At 40.8% G+C, this 21,029-nt stretch carries 13 protein-coding genes and 1 tRNA gene; 2 read left to right on the top strand and 12 right to left on the bottom strand.

Annotated elements, in window-relative coordinates; genetic code table 11:
- Window positions 1-118: 118 nt before the first annotated feature.
- The 12 genes from ACTJKC_RS04450 to ACTJKC_RS04395 all read right to left on the bottom strand — a co-directional run bounded on the left by ACTJKC_RS04450 (window position 119) and on the right by ACTJKC_RS04395 (window position 19,155).
- A complete protein-coding gene (locus tag ACTJKC_RS04450) occupies window positions 119-1,999 on the bottom strand; it encodes a RagB/SusD family nutrient uptake outer membrane protein (RefSeq protein ID WP_440790459.1) in 1,881 nt (626 codons plus the stop codon).
- An 11-nt stretch (window positions 2,000-2,010) separates the two neighbouring features.
- Entirely contained in the window at window positions 2,011-5,154 is a 3,144-nt protein-coding gene (locus tag ACTJKC_RS04445) for a SusC/RagA family TonB-linked outer membrane protein (RefSeq protein ID WP_440790458.1), read from the bottom strand.
- 835 nt (window positions 5,155-5,989) lie between these two features.
- Entirely contained in the window at window positions 5,990-7,546 is a 1,557-nt protein-coding gene (locus tag ACTJKC_RS04440; protein WP_440790457.1) for a RagB/SusD family nutrient uptake outer membrane protein, read from the bottom strand.
- A 25-nt stretch (window positions 7,547-7,571) separates the two neighbouring features.
- On the bottom strand, window positions 7,572-10,772 hold the full coding sequence (locus ACTJKC_RS04435; RefSeq protein WP_440790456.1) for a SusC/RagA family TonB-linked outer membrane protein: 3,201 nt from the start codon (window positions 10,770-10,772) through the stop codon (window positions 7,572-7,574).
- 593 nt (window positions 10,773-11,365) lie between these two features.
- Window positions 11,366-12,298 carry a ketopantoate reductase family protein gene (locus tag ACTJKC_RS04430; protein WP_440790455.1) on the bottom strand — a complete coding sequence of 311 codons (933 nt, stop codon included), beginning with the start codon at window positions 12,296-12,298 and terminating at the stop codon, window positions 11,366-11,368.
- A gap of 199 nt (window positions 12,299-12,497) precedes the next feature.
- Complete coding sequence (katG, locus tag ACTJKC_RS04425; RefSeq protein ID WP_440790454.1) at window positions 12,498-14,765, bottom strand: catalase/peroxidase HPI; 2,268 nt, start codon at window positions 14,763-14,765, stop codon at window positions 12,498-12,500.
- Between the two features lie 244 nt (window positions 14,766-15,009).
- A complete protein-coding gene (locus ACTJKC_RS04420; protein WP_440790453.1) occupies window positions 15,010-16,311 on the bottom strand; it encodes a M12 family metallopeptidase in 1,302 nt (433 codons plus the stop codon).
- 441 nt (window positions 16,312-16,752) lie between these two features.
- Entirely contained in the window at window positions 16,753-17,265 is a 513-nt protein-coding gene (locus tag ACTJKC_RS04415) for a hypothetical protein (protein WP_440790452.1), read from the bottom strand.
- A gap of 78 nt (window positions 17,266-17,343) precedes the next feature.
- Window positions 17,344-17,417: transfer RNA gene (locus ACTJKC_RS04410), tRNA-Ala, on the bottom strand.
- A gap of 124 nt (window positions 17,418-17,541) precedes the next feature.
- Complete coding sequence (locus ACTJKC_RS04405; protein ID WP_344848640.1) at window positions 17,542-17,748, bottom strand: hypothetical protein; 207 nt, start codon at window positions 17,746-17,748, stop codon at window positions 17,542-17,544.
- Between the two features lie 71 nt (window positions 17,749-17,819).
- On the bottom strand, window positions 17,820-18,464 hold the full coding sequence (locus tag ACTJKC_RS04400; RefSeq protein WP_440790451.1) for a CatA-like O-acetyltransferase: 645 nt from the start codon (window positions 18,462-18,464) through the stop codon (window positions 17,820-17,822).
- Window position 18,465: 1 nt separating this feature from the next.
- Complete coding sequence (locus ACTJKC_RS04395) at window positions 18,466-19,155, bottom strand: HAD family hydrolase (RefSeq protein ID WP_440790450.1); 690 nt, start codon at window positions 19,153-19,155, stop codon at window positions 18,466-18,468.
- A 78-nt stretch (window positions 19,156-19,233) separates the two neighbouring features.
- On the opposite strand from ACTJKC_RS04395, the gene ACTJKC_RS04390 reads away from it, so the two are divergent.
- Complete coding sequence (locus ACTJKC_RS04390; protein ID WP_440790449.1) at window positions 19,234-19,878, top strand: Crp/Fnr family transcriptional regulator; 645 nt, start codon at window positions 19,234-19,236, stop codon at window positions 19,876-19,878.
- Window positions 19,879-20,186: 308 nt separating this feature from the next.
- A complete protein-coding gene (locus ACTJKC_RS04385; RefSeq protein WP_344848629.1) occupies window positions 20,187-20,795 on the top strand; it encodes a hypothetical protein in 609 nt (202 codons plus the stop codon).
- Window positions 20,796-21,029 lie beyond the last annotated feature (234 nt).

Here is a 21,029-nt window from a genome sequence, read left to right as displayed (position 1 = left end):
TGGCGTTACAAAAGTGTGGGGCGGGTAGTGTTTGAAGTTTGGTATCTTATAACTTACTAAAAGTTAAGAATAAGGGGTTAGCGTTTATAAAAACGCTCCCCCCCTTAACAAGTAATAATTATTGAATTTTATCAAGTGCCGGTACATTATTTTCGTAACCGGTATATCCTTTATTCTGATTGATACGGCCGCCAGTATTAAAACGCTGTGCTGCTGCCGGAACAGGCCAGAGTACATGATAAGGAGAAATTTTAAAGTTTACCCCCATTATGGTTGGCACTTTATTGCGGTAAAAATCGTTCTTTTCAATAATCCTGTCGTAAAAGAAATTATTGTCAGAAAAAGAGGCCAGGTTATAGGTTTTCCCATTGTATGCTGGCTTCCCGGTTATGGCAAAAATATAAGCAATACGGGTAAGCTCGGTTTTACGTGGCTCTTCGTAATAAAGCTCTCTTGCCCTTTCATCTAATATTGTTCCGATGGTAATTGCTGATGCAACGGTTAATAATGCGGCATTTGCCCTCGAACGTACCTGGTTTAAATCGGCCATGGCCAAAGCTAAATTACCTTTCCAATAGTATGCTTCGGCCCTTAGCAGGTAAGTTTCTGCCAAACGGAAGATGTACCAGTCGGTATTGGTGCCTCTTGGTGGCGTCCAGTATTTATCAACGGCCAGCGCATTGGTAGAATTAATAAATGTTTTGTAATGTGGCCAGCCAAAGAAATGACGAATGGTATCCAATCCTTTATTTAAAAACATATTATTTACGTTGGCAGGTGTTACATCAACCAATGGTTTACCATATAATGCCTTTTCTGTTGCATTGGCAGAGGTTTTAAGTGCCGGGTTGTTATAAACCAGATCGGTCATGTTCATCCACATACCAGGCGCATGGCGGTAATCGGTATTATCTGTCCAGATGTTTTTAGTGCTGTAAGCTGTGCCACGATAACGTCCAATTCCCCTGCCATACATTAGAGTTAAGGGAATTTCTACATTTACGCCATCAACAATGGCCTGGGTAGCTCCCGATGGTGTTTTTAAATTGGCAAAGTGCCATGCCGGAACACAATTACGCATTACCTGCGAGCCGAGGTCGGTAGCGCCCTGCAAGGTTTCCCTGTCGATGGTTAAAAACAGGGCTTCGCGGTTAGCTGCAATGGCCTTATTATCCATTCGGTGCAGGTCCCACACCACATTTTTGGTAGCGTCGTTGGCGGTACTGCCAAAACGGTTGCGCATTAAACTATAGGTACCGCTATTGATTACGTTATTGGCAGAGGTAATGGCTGCATCAAAATCGCCTAAAGCCAGGTTAATCTTTGTAAGTAAGTGACTGCAGGCACCTTTGGTTACATCGCCACGGTCTACACCATCTTTTAACCATTTTTCGGCAAACAAAAGATCTTCCTGCATTTTTTTCAATATCACCTCGCGCCTGGTCGAATAGTAATCCAGCTTTGGTGCGGTTATGTCTTTTAAATTTAAGGGCACATCGCCAAACTGATGTACCAAACGGTAATAGTAATAAGCGCGGTAAAAGTAGGCTGCACTAAGGATGGCATTTTTTTCGGCTTCATCTTTATAGGTTACATTATCGATATAGGTAATTACAGTATTGGCCATCCGTACGCCTCTGAAACCTTCGGTCCAGTAAAACCCGATTCTGTTAAAATCCGGGTTATCCAAATTGGCATCCGGCGTTACCCTGGTATCCATATCCTGTGCCTGCGTACTTTTATCGGTTGTTCCATCTACTGCTACTTCCGAAAAGATAGATTCGGTAACAATGGGTGCCATATCGCCGGTAAACTCTTTACGCACATTGGCTCCAATCCCCGCAATGGCCGCTTTCATCGCAGCAACACTCGTTAAAGCGGTTTGAGGCTCCAGCTTTGATAGTAATTCTGAATCGAGATTCGATTTTTTACATCCATTTGCTGATAAAAGCACAGCGAGGGCTACAAATTGAATTATTTTTTTATATGTGATATTCATCTTCATTTTTTTTAAAGGGTAACATTCAGTCCGAAAGTGTAAACTCTTGGGGTTGGCACAGGATTTCCGTTACCGTCTGCAGTTTGCGGATCCCATTGGTTCCAGTTTGGCGCATATACGCCTGCATTACTTACATTGGCATATATTTTTGCGTTCTGGATTTTAAGTTTACCCAAAAAATCTTTTGGCAAACTGTAGGCAAGGGCAATGGTATTTAACCTGATGAATGAACTTTTGCGATAAGCGTTGAAACTTACCCCACTTAAGCCAGAATTTAAACGCGCATAATCGTTAATGGGATTACCTGGAGTCCAGTAAGGTACCACGTACGAACTCGAGCGGCCAAAGCCAACGCTTCCCGGCTGGTTTTTGGTCTGGTTATCGGCCCTGAGCTGGCCCCAGCTTGATATGAACTGGAATGAAAAATCGAAGTTTTTATAAATATTGAAATCGTTGCGGAACGACCAGTTAAACCTCGGACTTCTGTAACCGATAAACTGTTTATCCAGATCGTTATACACATAATTACCATCTACATCCAACAATTTAAAATCGCCCGGTTTAATGCCTTTATTAAATTTATTGGCTTCTGCCACTTCGTTTTCCTGCCAAACGCCTAAAATTTTATACTCCCAGATCACGTCGATATCTTTACCGATAAACCATCCGTTGCCGGGATCGTCATTCGGTGTTGCCAAAGCCACAATTTTATTCCGGTTAAGCGAAAAATTTGCGGTGCTGCTCCAGGTAATGTTACCGCCTGTAAAATTTTTGGTGGTAATGCCCAGCTCTATCCCCTTGTTGTTTACGCGACCCAAATTGGCATTAACATTTACATAGCCCCCTGCAGAAGGTAACGTCTGGCTGATTAAAAGATCGGATGTTTTTTTGTCGTATAACTCAAGCGATCCGCTGATTCTGTTATTCAGAAAGCCAAAATCCAGACCCAGGTTTAAAGATTTGGTTTTTTCCCATTCCAGGTTTGGATTGCCTAAGCGAGAGCTGTTAACAACAGTATTTACTTCAGCCGGTGTTCCGCTGCCATTAACCGATTGGTATTTTCCTCCATCTAAGGTTTGGATGGCCACATAAGGATCGATCACATTATTGTTATCGCGGATCTCCCGGTTTCCGTTGATACCGTATGACAAACGGAGTTTTAAAAAGTCGATCCATTTAGCCGATTTCAAAAAACTTTCTTCGCTTACTGTCCAGGCTACAGCAGCAGCCGGAAAATTAGCACGTTTTTTAGCCGCACCGAATGCAGAGTAACCATCTCTACGGATGGAGCCTGTTAAAGCGTACTTGCCCTTGTACGAATAATTTACCCTGGCCAGTAAGGCATCGCCGGTATATACCTTATCATCACTGCTTACGGTTGGTTTATTGCCACTTTGTATATTGTGGTAACCAAGTACATCTGTTGGGGCAAAACCTTCATTACCTGCAAGGGTGTACCAGGTTGAATATTTTTCGCCATTCACCAGTAAGGTTACATCTACATTATGATCGTTAGCAAAAGTTTTGTTCCATTTTAAGAGGTTATCTAACTGCCAGTTGTACCTGGTTTCCTGTGCCCTTGTTGCAGAACCGCCCGGGGTAGCAACATTAGGGTTTTTAGAAGAAAGGTGGTTAAAAGTGCGGTACTGATCTAAACCCGGACTGAAATTGGCCTGATAGGTAATGCCAAAAGGCAGTTGTACTTTGGCATAAATGCTCCCAAATAAGGTACTTTGCTTTTGTAACCTCGAATTATAAGTAGGATCGAGAAAGGGGTTACGGGCATTAAGGCCGTTATCATCTGTCGGGATTCTTCTTAAAGAACCATCAGCATTATAAAAATCGCCGTAAGGAGATAAATCAGGCAGCTGCGAAAACTGTGCTTCAATTGCCCCTTCATCACGGTCGGCAAATTGAAGGTTCATACCAAGGGTTAAAAATTTGGCGGCTTTACCTTCCAGGTTTAAACGGGTACGGAAAGTACTGAAACCGCCACCCGCAATAATGCTTTCGTTTTTAAGGTACCCTAAGGACATGTAATAGGAAACTTCTTCTTTTTTACCGCTCAAACTCAGGGTATGATCCTGGCGTTGCCCTGTTACAAAAAGCATATCGTACCAGTTGGTTGTTTTTCCGGCAAGATAGTTCGCTTTTTCATTGGCCAATAAGCCCAGCCGGCTTAGCCAAAGGTCAGTTGGATTGGTAGTCGTTTGCCCGTTTAACCACTGGGTAAGGGTTACCCCTTCCGGCAAATTATTCGGATCATTATAAATGTATGGCGGATTAACACCACCACTGCGTTGTACATCGGCACGCCAGTTTAAAAAACCCGGGCCATCGTACACCGGTTGGTCGCCCGCCAGGGTTGCCATGCCAAAGTTTACATTTACATTAATGGTTGGTGCACCGCTTTTACCTTTTTTAGTGGTAATGGCCACTACACCTGTTGCAGCTTTTGCCCCATAAACAGCAAGCGAGCTGGCATCTTTAAGTACATCTACTGATTCGATATCGTTGGGGTTGATATCAGATAACTGACCGATATAGATCACTCCGTCCAACACAATCAGTGGCGTGGTAGTACCGGTAAGGGTAGTTTTTCCACGCACCAGGAGATCTCCGCCACCTTTGGCACTATTGTTAAACCCCACACTTAAACCCGGAATGTTACCGCGGAGAATATCGGTTACACTATTTGGATTTTCGTTTTCGAGCTGGGTAGCTTTAATGCTCGAAACAGCCCCGGTAACATCTTTTTTCTGTGCCGTGCCATAACCGATTACCACTACATCGTTAAGCCCTTGCGAAGCATCCTCTAAAGTAATATTAACTGTAGAACGCCCGTTTAAAGGAACTTCCTGTGTAGTGAAGCCAACAAAGGTAAAAACAAGCGTTGGGTTATTGCTTTCGGTTTTGATGGTGTATTTACCCAGGGCATCTGTAAGTGTAGCTACCTGTGTGTTTTTCACCTTTACATTTACCCCCGGAAGCGTTACACCTTTATTATCTTTAACGGTACCCACAACAGTGGTTTGTGCAAGAGCATTGAAACCTGCAAAGAGCGCGAGGAGCATCATGATTATTTTTTTTGCTTTACCCGTACAGGTGCGCTTGAGGTATAGGAATATACCCCTCTGATTGTAAATCTTACTCATATTTATAGTTTAGTTAATGGTTAGTTGCTGTTGATTCTTACCTAAGTAAAAACCTGCCAGATTCATGTTCGCAATAAAATCTCAATATTGAAATGGGTACGGCTGAACAAAAACTGGTAAAAGGTTTTCTGATTAAATGAGAAATCAGCCGGAAAAAAAATGAATAATACCACCCTTGGGGTATGTTGGTTGATTTTTGAACATGGTTATTTGGTTAGGCTTATTTTATCTAATATAAAAACGAGTGGGGCGAGATGTAAAAAACTATAATCCAGATAAGCCCAAAAACTGCGTCAGTTTGAATTTACAACGATGTAATTAATTTGGGGATCTCGACATTTTAACTGTAAAAGACTCTTCGGCTGCTGTTATCCTGAAGGCTGAACAAGGATTTTTGACCACAGATGACACAGATACACATAGATAAGGTATCATGTATTTTCTGTAATTGTTTGCTACAGAAGCGCAGAAAAACACGGAGAATCATGCGTAAATTCTCACTACGCGTTGCTTCGGTCTTTAACGAGGACTAGTGAGATTTGCATTTGTAATGCACAATTACTCAAATAAAAAGTGATAAAATCGTTTTTTTCCTTCCATCCCCACTGCAACAAAAACGATGGTTCGAAAATAGTTTATTAGAAAAACCGGGTGACCAATATTTATGGCCGGTGAGACACCCACCATTAGGATTACATAATGATTCCTGCCTGCGCAGGAATGAGGAAACTTTTATTCAACCCCGCTAACAAAAACGGGTGCCAGACTATATCCGGCACCCGTTCTTTATTAAATATTATTTTTGGCCGGTGCAACACCGACCATTAAATCCCTTCTAATAACCCGGATTTGGAGTTAAATTAGGGTTATTTTTGATTTCTGGTGTAGGAATCGGGAACAGCAAATGTTTAGTCTGCAAAGGTTGGTTTACACTTTTGTTAATGTGGCCAACAAAGTTATCGAAACCATTGGTATCTTCATTGTACACTTTACGCAGGCGCACCATATCGAACCAGGTAATACCTTCGTAACATAGTTCATGCCAGCGCTCTCTCCATACAGCTTCTTCAAACTGTGTTTGACTTAAACCTGCCAGATCAGCCAGTTGTGCTCTTTTCCTGATGGCATTTACCGCGGTATAAGCTGCCGCATTTGGCGCTCCATCGGCCCTGTTCTGCGCTTCCGCATAAATTAACAACGTTTCGGCAAAACGAATCTGCGGAATGTTTAAATCACTCCTGCTGGTACCTTCTACACCCAGCGTACCATTTGCGATGATATCAAAGTGTTTAAAAATATAAGGCTTGCCACGGTTAATCAATGGTAATTTAAATCCATCGGTATAATAATCGGTAAAGAAATAGCCATCCCTGTTTTTCGCCCTTAAATCGCCTGCCTCGTAAGAGCCGTAAAAACTCTGGGTAGGAATTGAAGTACCAATACCGTCGATTTTTGAAACCAAAGGCTGGTGCAATGGTAAATAAGACGATTGTAAGGGATTACCTGCGCCGGCTGCATCATTATATTGAATGCCGAAAAGGTGTTCCAGTTTATTATCGTTTTTAGCATCGTGTATGGCACCATAAGTGGTGTACAAACCAAGACTTCCTGCATTTGCAGTTGCATAATCAACCACTTCTTTTGCTTTATCAGCCGCAAGTCTGTAATAGGCAGCACCTTTGTTCAGTGGCTGACCAGCCATGGTTAAATAAACTTTAGCCAGTTCTGACTTAATAGCAGCTGTAGAAACACGTCCGCTTCCATCCATGTAAGGTAAACCTGCAGCTTCCGCCGAAACAAGGTCATCTACAATCTGTTTGTAAACCTGCTCCTGTGGTGTTCTGGAAGGGGCAAAATTAGGATCATTAGGACTGGTAATCGGCTTGGTAATTAACGGCACATCGCCCCATAAACGCACCAGGTAGAAATAGGCCCAGGCCCTGATAAAAGACGCTTCTCCCAGAATCCTTTTCTTTTGTGCAGCATCCATCGGGTTAATGCCCGGTACTTTATCCAACACTAAATTGGCCTGCGCAATCACTTTGTAAAAACCATTCCAGTTTTGGTTAATATGTAGGTTAGAACCATCATAAATCAGTGAATATAAGTTGTTCAGATCTGAGTTTTGCGCAGTTTCTGTAGTCTGGATCCCCGTCGGTGCATCGAGCATTTGCCAGTTGTTGGAGAAAATACCAGCACCATTGCCAATAAACCTGATTTCCGAATAAACCGCTGCAATACCTGCTTCGGCATGTTCTGGCAGAGTATAAAAACTGTTGGGCGAAAGATTGGTCGGATCGGTTTCATCCAAAAACTTCTTACATCCCGAATTTCCGATGATAGCGCCACCTAGCAATAACAGGGCAGCGATATTTTTTATATTGATTTTCATTTTAATATTCTTTCTTAAGTTAATATTATAATCCAATGTTTAGGCCTACCATAAAAGTGGTTGGTTTTGGATAATCAAAAAATGTTTGTCCCTGTGCAAATACGTTTCCATAGGTGGTTACCTCCGGATCGTTACCGGTATATTTGGTAGCCAGGAAGAAATTCTGAACAGATGCATAAACGCGAAGCCTGTTTAAGCGCAATTTTTCTACCAGCGTTTTGTTAAAGGTATAACCCAGTAAAAGGTTTTTACCGCGGATGAAAGAACCATCTTCCAGCCAGTGGGTATCTACGTTGGTAACATAACCAGCAGCCTGATCCCTGATCGCCGCAATCGGTGTATCCTGGTTTTGAGGCGTCCAGGCGTTTAATACACTGGCAAAACTGTTGGCCTGTACCTGTCTGTCTTCACCAGAGTGGTGCGTCATGTTTAGTACATCATTACCGTAAGAATATTGAAGTTCTACAATCAGGTCTAAATTTTTATAACGGAAGGAGTTGGAGAACGATCCCCATCCTTTTGGCGTACCGTTTCCGATAATCTGACGGTCGGCATCGGTAATGGCATGATCACCGTTTACATCCAGGTATTTAATATCGCCCGGAAGCAATGTTTTACCACCACGGTAGCTCACATATTTAGCAGCCTCTGCCCTTTCGGCCTCGCTCCAGGTGCCTAAACGCACTAATCCCCAGAATGAACCTACCGGCTCGCCTACCCTGATAATACCCGTCTGGTTAGTGAAATTCGGGTTACCTACACCAAAAATATCATCCGGCGTAGCCAAAGAAAGCACTTTATTACGGTTAAGAGAAATGTTGAAACTGGTTTTCCAGGTAAAATCGTCCGTTTGAATGTTTACCGTGTTTATACCTAAATCCAAACCTTTGTTCTGCATCGAACCCACATTTTTCCTGATTACCGAGAAACCTGAAGTACGAGGCACCGGTGCGTCAAGCAACATATCAGTTGTTTTCCTGTAATACAAATCGGCTTCTAAATTAATGCGGTTGTTAAATAAACCCAGTTCCAGACCCGCATCAACCTGCGCAGTTTTTTCCCAAACCAGATCCGGATTGGCCAGCCTTCCGATCCCGATACCCGTTACCCTGGTATCGTTAATGATGGCCGAGTTGTTAACCAAAGTAGCCAATGACTGGTAAGCCGGAAGTTCAGAGTTACCACTTAAACCGTAACTGGCCCTTAATTTTAAGTTAGAAACGGTTTTGTTTCCTTTAAGAAAATCTTCGTCTGAAGCTTTCCATGCCAATGCTGCCGAAGGGAAAAAGGCAAATTTATGGTTATCGCCAAATTTCGACGATCCATCTACCCTACCGGTAACCGTTACGAGATATTTATCCTGAAAAGCATAATTTACCCTTCCAAAATAAGAGTTAAAAGCAGACCGGTTACGGCTCGAACCCACGGTAATGGATTTACTGCCTGACCCCATATTGTTGTTTCCGTAAAAATCGGTCACAAAGTTTTCAGCGTGGCTTGTATTGCTGAAGAAATTGGTGGCCTGCCACGAAATACCCAATAAAGCATTAATGGCGTGCGATTCGGCAAAACGTTTGTTATAGGTTAAATAATTCTCTAACGACCAGAAAGTTTCGCGATCGTTGGTTACGTTAGCCGTTCCGTTTTGTCCGTCTGAGATGCCGTATAATTGTTTCGCGTTATACTCATTGATGTTTCGGCTCACTATATTGGCGCCCAACTGGGTACGGAATTCCAGGTCTTTGCTGAAACTGATGGTCGAATAAACACTTCCCAATGAGGTTTGTGTAACCATGCCATAACGCTGATCGGTTAAAATGTGTACCGGGTTAGAACCGCCCTCAGCCCATGGAATCAGCTTATTATCACCCCATTTACCATCAGCCAATTTAATTGGGAGGAAAGGAAATGCTTCAGTAATCATACGCACTGAGTTTAGTCCGCCTGTTCCCTGATCTACAATATTTTCGTTCTGGTTGTTGTAGCTTAAATTACCACCCACTTTTAACCAGGTTTTAATTTTACTTTCGAAGTTAAACCTGCCCGAATAACGCTTTAAATAAGAATTCAATAACAAGCCTTCATCATCGCGGTATCCCACAAAAACGCCGTATGTATTGTTTTCATTTCCACCGGTAAACCCTAACTGGTGGTTTTGCGAAAGTTTGTTCTGGGTAGATTCTTTTAACCAGTCGGTATTGTACAATGGATTTCCGTTACTGTCAAAAAACTGCGGCAATGCTATCCTTGCTGCTTTAGGAACAGGCGTTGAAGCATAATTACCTGCTGCCCATCCTACCGGATCGTACACTTTAATGTTATCGTAAGCCAGATCCTGAACTTTTACATATTCATTGGCATCGAGCATTTTAACATGGTGCGCAGCCAGGGTATTAATGCCAAAATCAGCATCGTAAGTAACCCGCTGCGAGTTGGAAGTTCCTTTTTTAGTGGTAATCAAAATTACACCATTGGCACCCCTGGCACCGTAAATTGCAGTTGACGATGCATCTTTTAATACCTCTACCGAGGCAATATCGCTCGGGTTGATAAAATCGATGGCGTTACTGTTCTGTGTTTGGGTAGTTACCGGTAAAGCCACCCCATCTACCACATAAAGCGGGTTGTTACTGGTATTGATGGAACTGAAACCCCTGATTTTAATGTTGGTCTGCCCGCCCGGTCTACCCGAGTTGGTATTTACCTGCACACCCGAAATACGACCAGCCAAAGCCTGGTTTAACGATGGTGCCGGGCGCTCCTGTAATTCGCTGGCCTTTACCACCCCAACAGAACCGGTAAGGTCGCTCTTTTTTACGGTACCATAACCGATTACCACTACATCATCCAATTTACTCGCTTCGGCAACGGCCATTTTAACGCTGAGGTTGTTCTGTTCTCCTACGGTTACATCCTTATTCTGATACCCCACGTACGAAAAGCGGATTACCTCTCCAGGATTGGCTTCGATGCTGAATTTACCAGATTCATCTGTTACTGCCGTTTTACCCGAAGTGATGTTTTTAATGCCGACCCCGGGGATGGGCATATTTTTTTCATCCAATACGGTTCCGGTGATTACTTTTCGGCTCTGAATATGGCCAAAAGGCACGTCCAGACCAGAAAACCGCTTAGATTTTGCGGCAACCGGATTCATTGAAAATGCAGGACTGTTGAGCAGAAAAAGCACAGAAAGCCCTGAAATCTTGAGTAGATTGATTTTCATTTAGTTTTGCTTTAGTTAATGTTTAATTAATTATCTATTCTTCACCCAATTATGGGTAAAACGTTTTATCAACTATTCAAAACAGAATAATTGACCTGGAAATCATCAATAAATTAATCAGAAGGCTTTAAGCAATAAACAGTGGGACAACCTGTAATTACGGGATTGGGATAGGGATAGGATAAACAGACATCAGTGTTAACTACACAGGGGTGCACTGCACAATACGAAGTAAATGTACCTGGGCTCTTCATTATATTTGGTTATGGATAAAACGATTTATCTACCCAATATTAACTATTTTACCACAAAATCAAGAATATTATTTTGCTATTTAAGTCTTACTTAACCGTATTAATCAGATTATAGTATGATTATTTTTACAGATTTTAATTTTTTTGAACAAACGGACATACTAAAAATTAAAAAATAACGTTGTCAGCGCTAACGCAATATAAGTTTTAGACTCTTTTTAATTTTAGTTCAGAAAATCTGATAAATTTTCTGATAAGGGCCAAATTTATAAAATCCTGACCCCAAATTCGTGTTGATGAAATATGGTGTGATCATCACTTTATTTGTAACCTTTTGAGTTATTGCCTTTGCCCTTTAAAAAGCTCAGATTTAAGCCTTGTCATTTCGCCTAGCATAGAAGTGAAGGGCAAATCATAGCCAAAAATACGACCGAGTTTAGCTACTGCAAAATTTAAAGTCTCAATCTCTGTTTCACGCTTATTCAGTATATCCTGATAGGTTGATATTTTTTGCCCGTCAGACATTTTGCTAATCGCCAGCACATTTTGATTAACATCATCAGCGGTTAACATTATACCGTTTGCATTCACAACAGCAATACATTCTGCAATAATTTTTTCCCCGATTTTAAGTGCTGCAGCATTTCTATGAAAAACACCGTTATCAATTTCGAGCAGCGGACAAATGGAATTGAATACACAATTGGTAATTACCTTTTTCCAGATCAGGACCTGGATATTTTCTTCCATCCGAAAAGGAAAAAGCCTGGCATCAATCTGTTTTACAATTTCTTTTAAGTTTTCTTTTGAGCCTTTAATTATTCCGATGGGTGATGGTGCAACCACTTTTAAACGCACTTCATCCGTTTCTGCTATAACCTGGCTGGTAGCCATTAACACGCACCTGTACAATTGGGTAAAACCCCGGCCGATAAAAGCTTTTTCCACACCCAGTCCATTTTGCAGGAAAACGATCGGCAAATCCTTTCCATATTTTTCCAGGCGCTCAGCAAGTTTATCATTCCCAAAAGATTTATTGGCCAAAAGGATCAGTCCGTCGAGTTTATCGTGACTGGCAAACGTGCTGATGGCTATTTTTGCATTCACAGTCTGATCTCCGGTACTGACGAAGATATTTTCTTGATAAGCCTCACCATGATCAACACTTCCACGGATTATGGTTACATTTTTTCCTTGTAATGAGAGTGCAACGGCCAATGCTTTTGCAATTACGCCTTTACCAATGATATAGATATTCTGATTATTGCTCATCAACTATTTATAAATTAAACAAATTACGTAATTAGTTACGCAATTAACAAGTTTATTTAATTGTAATAGCCGAACAATTATAAATTTAATTTCAGTCAGAAAAATCGTCATTCCCAACCCGATTGGGAATCTTAATGCATAAAACTAAAGGCATTAAGATTCCGTCTGCGCGGGAATGACGAGAAAAATTATTCTAAAATTATTTCAAATCAAAGCGATCTGCATTCATTACTTTATTCCAGGCAGCTACAAAATCTTTTACAAATTTCTGTTGTGCATCTGAGCTGGCATAAACTTCTGCAATTGCCCTTAATTCGGAATTAGAACCGAATACAAGATCAGCACGGGTGGCCGTCCATTTTGGCTGTCCAGTTGCGCGGCTGCTGCCGATATACAACTCTTTATCTTCGGCAATGGCTTTCCATTGGGTTTCCATATCCAGCAGGTTTGCAAAGAAATCGTTAGTCAGCTGGCCCGGTTTATCAGTTAAGATCCCATTTTTTGAACCATCAAAATTGGTATCGAGTGCTCTTAAACCTCCCACCAGCACAGTTAATTCAGGCGCCGTTAAATTAAGCAACTGTGCCCTGTCAATCAAAAATTCTTCTGTAGAAACCGGAGATTTTGATTTACGGTAATTGCGGAAACCATCAGCAACAGGTTCTAAATAACCAAATGATTCTACATCGGTTTGCAGTTGCGAGGCATCTGCCCTGCCCGGTGTAAAAGGGACAGTAATAGTATGTCCGGCAGCTTTTTCTACCGCAGCGGCACCACCCAATACAATTAAATCGGCGAGTGAAACTTTTTTGCCGTCAAACTGAGCACCGTTAAATTCCTGCTGAATTTTTTCCAGCACATTTAATACTTTTTGCAGTTGAGCCGGGTTATTTACCGCCCAGTCTTTTTGCGGAGCCAAACGGATGCGTGCACCATTTGCACCACCACGTTTATCAGAACCACGGAAAGTAGAAGCAGAGGCCCAGGCCGTAGAAACCAGTTCGGAAATGCTTAAACCGCTTGAAAGGATTTTTTCTTTCAAACCTGTAATATCACCCTCATTAATTAATGCATGATCAACTGCAGGAATCGGATCTTGCCAAAGCAATTCTTCCTGAGGCACATCAGGGCCAAGGTAGCGGGCAATCGGGCCCATATCACGGTGCGTTAACTTAAACCAGGCACGTGCAAAAGCATCAGCAAACTGATCGGGATTTTCTAAGAAACGTCTGGATATTTTTTCGTAAGCCGGATCTAACCTTAAAGCAAGATCGGTGGTGAGCATGGTTGGTAAATGTTTTTTCGAACTATCAAAGGCATCAGGGATAATCGCTTCTGCATTTTTAGCTACCCACTGGTGTGCACCAGCCGGGCTTTTACTTAATTCCCATTCAAAAGCAAAAAGGTTTTCGAAGAAATTATTGCTCCATTGAGTGGGTGTGGTGGTCCAGGTTACTTCTAATCCGCTGGTAATGGCATCGGCTCCTTTACCAGAAGCATAGCTGTTGTTCCAGCCCAAACCCTGGCTTTCTATACCTGCAGCTTCAGGTTCTTTACCTACGTGATCTGCCGAAGCGGCACCATGGGTTTTACCAAAAGTATGTCCGCCTGCAATTAAAGCCACAGTTTCTTCATCATCCATCGCCATACGGCCAAAAGTATCGCGGATATCTTTTGCAGCAAGAATTGGATCAGGATTGCCATCCGGCCCTTCAGGGTTTACATAAATTAAACCCATCTGTACCGCAGCAAGTGGTTTTTCGAGGTTACGCGAGTGTACATCACCATCGGCATCATCATCGCTAACCAATACGCCATGTGCTTTATCTGCACCATCAGATCCATGTGCGTAACGGAGGTCGCCACCCAGCCAGGTCGTTTCCGAACCCCAATATACCGATTCATCAGCTTCCCAAACATCTTCCCTTCCACCTGCGAAGCCAAAGGTTTTAAAACCCATCGATTCTAATGCGATATTTCCGGTTAAAATCAATAAATCGGCCCACGAAATTTTACGGCCATATTTTTGTTTAATAGGCCAGAGTAAACGACGGGCTTTATCAAGACTCACATTATCAGGCCAGCTGTTTAATGGTGCGAAACGTTGTAAACCTGCTCCTGCACCGCCACGGCCATCGCCCACGCGGTAAGTTCCGGCGCTATGCCAGGCCATACGGATAAATAAGCCACCGTAGTGACCAAAATCTGCCGGCCACCAATCTTGCGAATCGGTCATCAGTGCATGAAGATCTGCTTTTAACGCATCCAGATCCAGACTTTTAAAAGCTTCAGCATAATTAAAATCTTCATCCATTGGGTTGGATAAACCAGAATGCTGACGCAAAATGCTCAGTTTTAATTGTTTTGGCCACCAATCGTTGTTTCTGGTACCACCGCCACCTACATTGCTCTTCATGCTACCATTATGAAACGGGCATTTACTGATGTCGTTCGATTCTTTTTCCATATGTATAATGTTTTGTTAATAAACAGCTAAACATCCTGCTGTTAAACAGGAATAATATAAATTTAGAGAATCATAATAACTAATCCCAATCATTTAATTCTATAATGAAATAGTTAGAATCTATTATGATTCTATATCAGGTTTTTAGCAGTGTTTAAACGCTTGGCCGACTGAAAAATAAAATGCCCCGTTAAGTATTCAAACCTTCCGGGGCATAATAAGACAGGTTTATGCAGAGATGATTTTAAAACGTATTAAATTTAAATTTCTGGTTATTTGCACCTCCGTAACTCCAGATATTAAGCAATGTACTGTTGGCTGTATTGCTGCCCGGAACGTCAACATTTTTTGAAGGCACGCTGCGGGGCGATATAATGTAATAACCACTGGCTTCAGGCGTGATGTTAAACTGCTGGGTGGGGTCGCCGGTATTGGTCCTGATTTCGAGCTTCGTTCCATTTGCTACACCATTGCCAACCACTGTAAGCGCTTTGCTTAATGCATGTAAAGGCGACAAGGTGTAGTACCCGTCAGCATTTTTGGTCACATTCCACCTGGCATTGTTGGTGTTTCCATCGGTATAAAGAATAATCTGGGTACCATCCGCAGTAGCGCTGCCTGGTACATTTAACAGTTTGTTATTATCCAGCGCCGAAGCAATTTCGTAACTGGTATTTGCCGGTAAACCGGTATAGGTAAAACCGGTGTACAACTGGTTAATGCCAGCTATATCCGTAGGCGACATATTAGCGGCCGGATAACTGGTTTGATAGGTAGAACCATCGAGTTTGGTAATGGTGGGCTGGCCATTGCTCGAAAAGGCATAAGGCTCGTACATCATGATCGACTCGAAATCGAAATTACCATAATTGGTATAGCCGCTAACCGAAACCTGGTTAAAATTGAACTCCTTATCGTCCGGAATATTTTCGGGATGGATTACCACGTTACTGCTCTGATCAGTCCGGCACTGCTCGTGCATGACGCCTAAAGCATGAAATATTTCGTGTATGATAATTCCGGGCGTATTGTAATTGTATAAATTGAGGTTCTGGGCCCCTCCAACCATCCCTACTGATGAGCTATTCCCGGTAGACTTAACAAAATTGATGTAATTGGCTTGAGAAGTGCGTTGAACAAAGGTAAGTGGCGATACCCTTGCAATGTACTGCATGGCTTTGAGTGATGAGGCAGTATCTGCACCGAGATTGCTGAGGCTGTAATACACAATCGAATTAGTCCACCGCTTTACCAGCGAGTTCATAATTAACGCCCTTGCCGTGCTCGACATTGCCGCATTACTATTGGCCTTTAACAGGTTAAATTGTTGCTCAGTTAAGATAATGTCATCTGAGAGGTAATAAGTGCCTTTGTCTTCTTTGATCAGGATTTTGTTTCCACCGAAATTAAACTCATGCATTTGATCCGATTTTTTAACAGGGGGTTCAACACCGTTTTCGATACCTTGTTTTTTACAGCTAAAAACTGAAATACAGAGCAGGATGGCCGAAAATACGCCGAGGTAAATCTTTTTGTTTGTTTTCATTAGTTTTGTTTTATGGTTAGAGATAATTAAGTTTTAATAACATATTTGCTTAACCTTCCATTAGCGTTAAGCCGAAAAACAAAGATTTACCCTACCTCAAGATGGTGTTTTTAAAAAGTAATGCTTAAAAAGCAAACCTGGTCTCCTCAACCGCATTAACACACAAAACCATCTATCCTACAACAACTTACAAATCAACATAAACGAAGTTAATAAATACTAAACTTTAAAATGGCTGATTATTAACCAGATTATACCATATTTTGATATAAAAATACAAACAAATGAGTACGAATTATATTATTAAGAAGACAGGGTATAATTTTGCGCTGTTTTGCAATATCTTTCGGGCAGAATGCCAGGCCATCGATCTGAAGTGTATCGGTAGATGATGTGTGCTTATCTACTAATAAAACTTAAAATATAAAAGATTGAAGTTTTTTATGCTGCTAAAATCCGCTTTTTCAAGGCTATTTTTATAGACAAGGAAGCTGATAATTTCAGGAAACCCCGATCTTTCAGGGAAGATAAACCCTCATGAAGTTGATCTATATTGCTGTAAAACCGGCCCGACATTTTATACATTAGCTTTCCCTCTTTTACCAGGTAAAAGCATTTGTATTCGCCATATTTATCTTTTACAACCGTATGAATATAACCTTCAAAATACTCAAAGGGATAGGTTCTGGTTATGGGCAATAAGAACATTTTAAAAGAAATCGTTTTTAAATCTGTGTCGATAATCGTGGTTTTATAGTTTAACTTCATTTGGGCTATGATGTAAACTGGTAACACTATGGTACAGAAGATAACAGGCAAACCTGAGCGCGAAAATAATGGAACAGGCCTGGCAGCATGAAGATTTCCATAAAATGCCCGGACACATGCAATTAAAATGGCAGTTAGTACAAACTGACCAATAAACTGATAGGTGGTAAATTTTGACCTGATCATAGGCATACATCCGGACTTAGTGATCATTTTTAACATAAAAAAACCTTCTAAAAGTTAATTTAGAAGGTTAATTATAAGTGGAGAATATCGGATTCGAACCGATCACCTCTTCACTGCCAGCGAAGCGCTCTAGCCAAATGAGCTAATCCCCCGGATTTTAAAATCTCAATAACCAATTCAGAATGACCAAGCCGGTGATTAAAAAACAAGCTTCCTGCTTGTGCAGCAAAAATAGCAAATACTTTCTCGATTGCAAATGATAATTCATCTTTTTAATTAATCTTTCAGTTTAAAAGCAAACATTGCCATAAAACAGATTACTGCAATAGCCGACTGTAAAGGGTAATTAACAAATAAAAACAATATAAACGTAGCAATCAACAGCATCACCAAAAACATAATGGCCTTATACACAGTATCCATGTAACACATGCCTACCATCGCCAGGAGATAGAACGGAATAATAACGGCTGCTATAAACATTGCCGAAAATAAATTCCCAATATTAACCGGGTATTAAATATTTTTTAGGTTTAATTTCCTAAAGCGCGAAGCTAAATATAAGCGTTAACTTCTTTTTTGTTTAATAAATCCTGATAGGCATCTACAAACTGGGCAACATGGTATCCATCCATCAGGGCATGGTTTACATGAATAGATACCGGCATTATTTTTCTTCCGTTTTCTTCACGAACCTTTCCAAAAGATATTTTCGGGCAGCTATCCTGATGAGAATAATTACGGGCATGCGATAAAGAAGTAAAGTTTAACCAGGGCAAAGCCGAATAATGGATTACGTTTTCGCCGGATGAAGAAGGGATTAAACCTGTAGTTGCCTGTACTTTTTCGATTTCTTTATGGGCTTCGGTTTTAAATGTTTCAAAATCTTCACAAAAATCCATATAGCCAAATCCGAAGGTGCCATTTGGCCGGTTTATGGTTGCCGCAGCATTTACCTTATCGTATTTCCAAACTTCGCCATCTATAATGCGGTAACTAAAAGGTTCTACGCTATTTACGGCAACGAGCGATTTATGCAGGTAAAGCAAAAAGAACGAAATATTGTTTTCTTTTGCCTCTTCGTAGGTAGCGGTACAATCTACATCTACGGTAACGCCGAAGAAAGGTTCTTCAAAGGCGCTAAAAAATTTAAAATGATCTTTTCTGATCCAGGTGTTGATATCTATTTTTTCTTTCATTCTATAATTTTGGTAAAACTTCAGCCAAACTTCCCATTTCATAAAAGTTGGGGTGTTCGATGGTATGATCGATGCTTTCGTGCACCCAGGTAGTGTGGTAAGGTATGTGTGCTGCGTGACCACCAATGTTAAGCACGGGCAGAATATCCGATTTCAGGGAATTGCCCAGCATCAAAAATTCTTCGGCTTTGCAATCCAGGTGCCTGATCAGTTTCTGATAATCCTTTTCCTGTTTATCGCTCATAATTTCGATGTGGTGAAAATAATGATCAAGCCCCGATTTAGTAAGTTTTCGCTGTTGATCGAGCAAATCGCCTTTGGTAGCCACCACTAATCTATATTTTCCATGTAAAGCTTTTAACACTTCCTCTACTCCATCTAACAACTCTACAGATTTATTGAGCATTTCTTTCCCCAGTTCGAGTACTTTTTCCACAATTATGGGGTCAATTTTCCCCATTGTAATCCGCATGGCCGTTTCCGTCATGCTCAGCACAAAACCCTTAATACCATAACCATAAAGCGGCAAATTGGCCATTTCTGTTTTATACAATTCGGCCATAATGCTGTGGCGGGGCACAAAATCTTCCAAAAGATCGGCAAACTGCTCTTCGGTATCACGGAAATAAGGTTCGTTTACCCAAAGCGTATCATCAGCATCAAAAGCAATTACGGTAATCTTATTTTTCATTGTTATGCTTACTTTAGTGGCACAAAAATAGCGCGACCTGATCCTTTAAAAAAGGACATTTGTCTCGGTTGATAGAATATGTTACGTACAAACCTTACCTTTTTATCCTTTATCGAACGTTTCTGTGCAGAAAATGATGAAGTAAACATTACGCTTAAAAATTTTAAAGCAGGGTACCGCTTTATTGAACAGGGCGAAAAAATCAGTAATATTTACGTGATTAAAGATGGAATAAGCAAGTGTTTTATTTCTGAGGAAAACGGGAAGGATTTTATTATCGAATTTTTGGGAAAAGGCGAAGTTGTGGGCGAGCTGGAGGCGATAAAAAAGATGGATTGTTTGTGTAATGTTGCGGCAATAAGCGAGGTTACCGCCTATGTAATTCCTGATTCTCTTTTCCATTTACTGATCAGCAAGAGTAGTGAATTTACTACAATCTTACTCCAGGAGCTATCGACCAGAATTATACAAACCAGTACACGTGCATCATTCCAGCAGCTATACACATTAGAATATGCACTTTTAAAACTGCTTAAACTCCAGGCAGACGAGCACATTTCGATCTCGAAAGAAGACATGGCAGCCTACTTAGGCATATCTGTAAGAAGCTTTAACAGAAGCCTGAAACAAGTGATTGATAAGGGAGGTTTCGACACCCCTGAATTTAAAAATATTTTACAGCTCAGCAATATGAAAAAACTGCTCGAAAGGTTAAAATCCTAGAATAGCATTATGGTATAATTATTGCTTAAAAGATATTTGTAAAATAATTGTAACGTTTCGGTATTTTTGCCCGTTTAGGTCATAAATTATTTTCACTACTAAAACAAAACACACAAACAACCATATATACAAATGAAAAACCAAAACCGCCAATTCTCTTTAAGATCACCAAGTTAATCGGTATTGGAGTTGATCTGTTTAAAAAACAGAAGGCTCAACAATACAATGATATCCTTAATTATCATTTAATAAGGCGTAACGCTAAGGCTTACCGCTATTTACAACGATTCAGCTAATCTTAATTTAACATGAGTGCTTACATTAACATCTACACTAACTCTTTAACAGACGATCTTATTCCAACCATTTTAAAACGGTTAAATGAACACGAAAATGTTCTGGATCTCAATTCTTCATTTTCATTCAGAAACACAAACGGTAACCTGCCAATTGTTTTTAAATGGGATAAACCAAGCCTTGAAATATTTAACGAAAATAACCTGAAACTTAATTTTAGCGTATCACTTAAATCTTTTGATCTTAAAGAATACAAGAAAAAGCTTTTTAAAGAGAAAATCATTAAACAGAGCTTTATCCAAAAGATATTAGGATTATTTAAAAAGAAAAAAAGAAAAGTTGCCAAACCGGTAAAACTGAGTGCAGAGGTTGAATCACAACTTCAAAACTACAGTAAGGTTTTTTCTATAAAATACCATCCCGGCGATGTTTTCGAAAACCATTTTGCTACATTAATTGGTGCAATTATTACTGAACTGAGCAATGGTGCATGCCATTTTACCAAAGAAAACACCTGGTACAATGCAAAAAACGTATTGAGAGAATCGTTGGTTAACTTATATACCCTCGAAGAGCTTCCCAACCACATTAATAAAAATGCGGTAGCGGTTGCCAGCTAAAAAATATTAGAATACTACAATAAGTCGTCATTTCGAACGGACCCGATAGTTACCGGGTACAACGCAGCCGAGAAATCTGTTTGATAGATCTCTCCCACCCGAAACTTCGGGACTGTGTTCCAATCGAGATGACGGCTTTGTTGTATAGAAGGCATTATTTGAGCCTTTTTAATGAATTCACTTTGTGCTTTCTTACTACATTACTTGTAAAACCATTAAACATTTAAGTACGAA

It is taken from the genome of Pedobacter sp. 22226 (assembly GCF_052045455.1).
Taxonomy (GTDB): domain Bacteria; phylum Bacteroidota; class Bacteroidia; order Sphingobacteriales; family Sphingobacteriaceae; genus Pedobacter; species Pedobacter jeongneungensis.
This window is presented reverse-complemented; position numbering and strand designations above follow the sequence as displayed.

Bases quoted from the DNA above. Each gene is read 5' to 3' on its own strand.
- ACTJKC_RS04450 (WP_440790459.1), bottom strand. From the start codon at position 1,999: ATGAATATCACATATAAAAAAATAATTCAATTTGTAGCCCTCGCTGTG.
- ACTJKC_RS04445 (WP_440790458.1), bottom strand. From the start codon at position 5,154: ATGAGTAAGATTTACAATCAGAGGGGTATATTCCTATACCTCAAGCGC.
- ACTJKC_RS04440 (WP_440790457.1), bottom strand. From the start codon at position 7,546: ATGAAAATCAATATAAAAAATATCGCTGCCCTGTTATTGCTAGGTGGC.
- ACTJKC_RS04435 (WP_440790456.1), bottom strand. From the start codon at position 10,772: ATGAAAATCAATCTACTCAAGATTTCAGGGCTTTCTGTGCTTTTTCTG.
- ACTJKC_RS04430 (WP_440790455.1), bottom strand. From the start codon at position 12,298: ATGAGCAATAATCAGAATATCTATATCATTGGTAAAGGCGTAATTGCA.
- katG (WP_440790454.1), bottom strand. From the start codon at position 14,765: ATGGAAAAAGAATCGAACGACATCAGTAAATGCCCGTTTCATAATGGT.
- ACTJKC_RS04420 (WP_440790453.1), bottom strand. From the start codon at position 16,311: ATGAAAACAAACAAAAAGATTTACCTCGGCGTATTTTCGGCCATCCTG.
- ACTJKC_RS04415 (WP_440790452.1), bottom strand. From the start codon at position 17,265: ATGATCAGGTCAAAATTTACCACCTATCAGTTTATTGGTCAGTTTGTA.
- ACTJKC_RS04405 (WP_344848640.1), bottom strand. From the start codon at position 17,748: ATGTTTATAGCAGCCGTTATTATTCCGTTCTATCTCCTGGCGATGGTA.
- ACTJKC_RS04400 (WP_440790451.1), bottom strand. From the start codon at position 18,464: ATGAAAGAAAAAATAGATATCAACACCTGGATCAGAAAAGATCATTTT.
- ACTJKC_RS04395 (WP_440790450.1), bottom strand. From the start codon at position 19,155: ATGAAAAATAAGATTACCGTAATTGCTTTTGATGCTGATGATACGCTT.
- ACTJKC_RS04390 (WP_440790449.1), top strand. From the start codon at position 19,234: ATGTTACGTACAAACCTTACCTTTTTATCCTTTATCGAACGTTTCTGT.
- ACTJKC_RS04385 (WP_344848629.1), top strand. From the start codon at position 20,187: ATGAGTGCTTACATTAACATCTACACTAACTCTTTAACAGACGATCTT.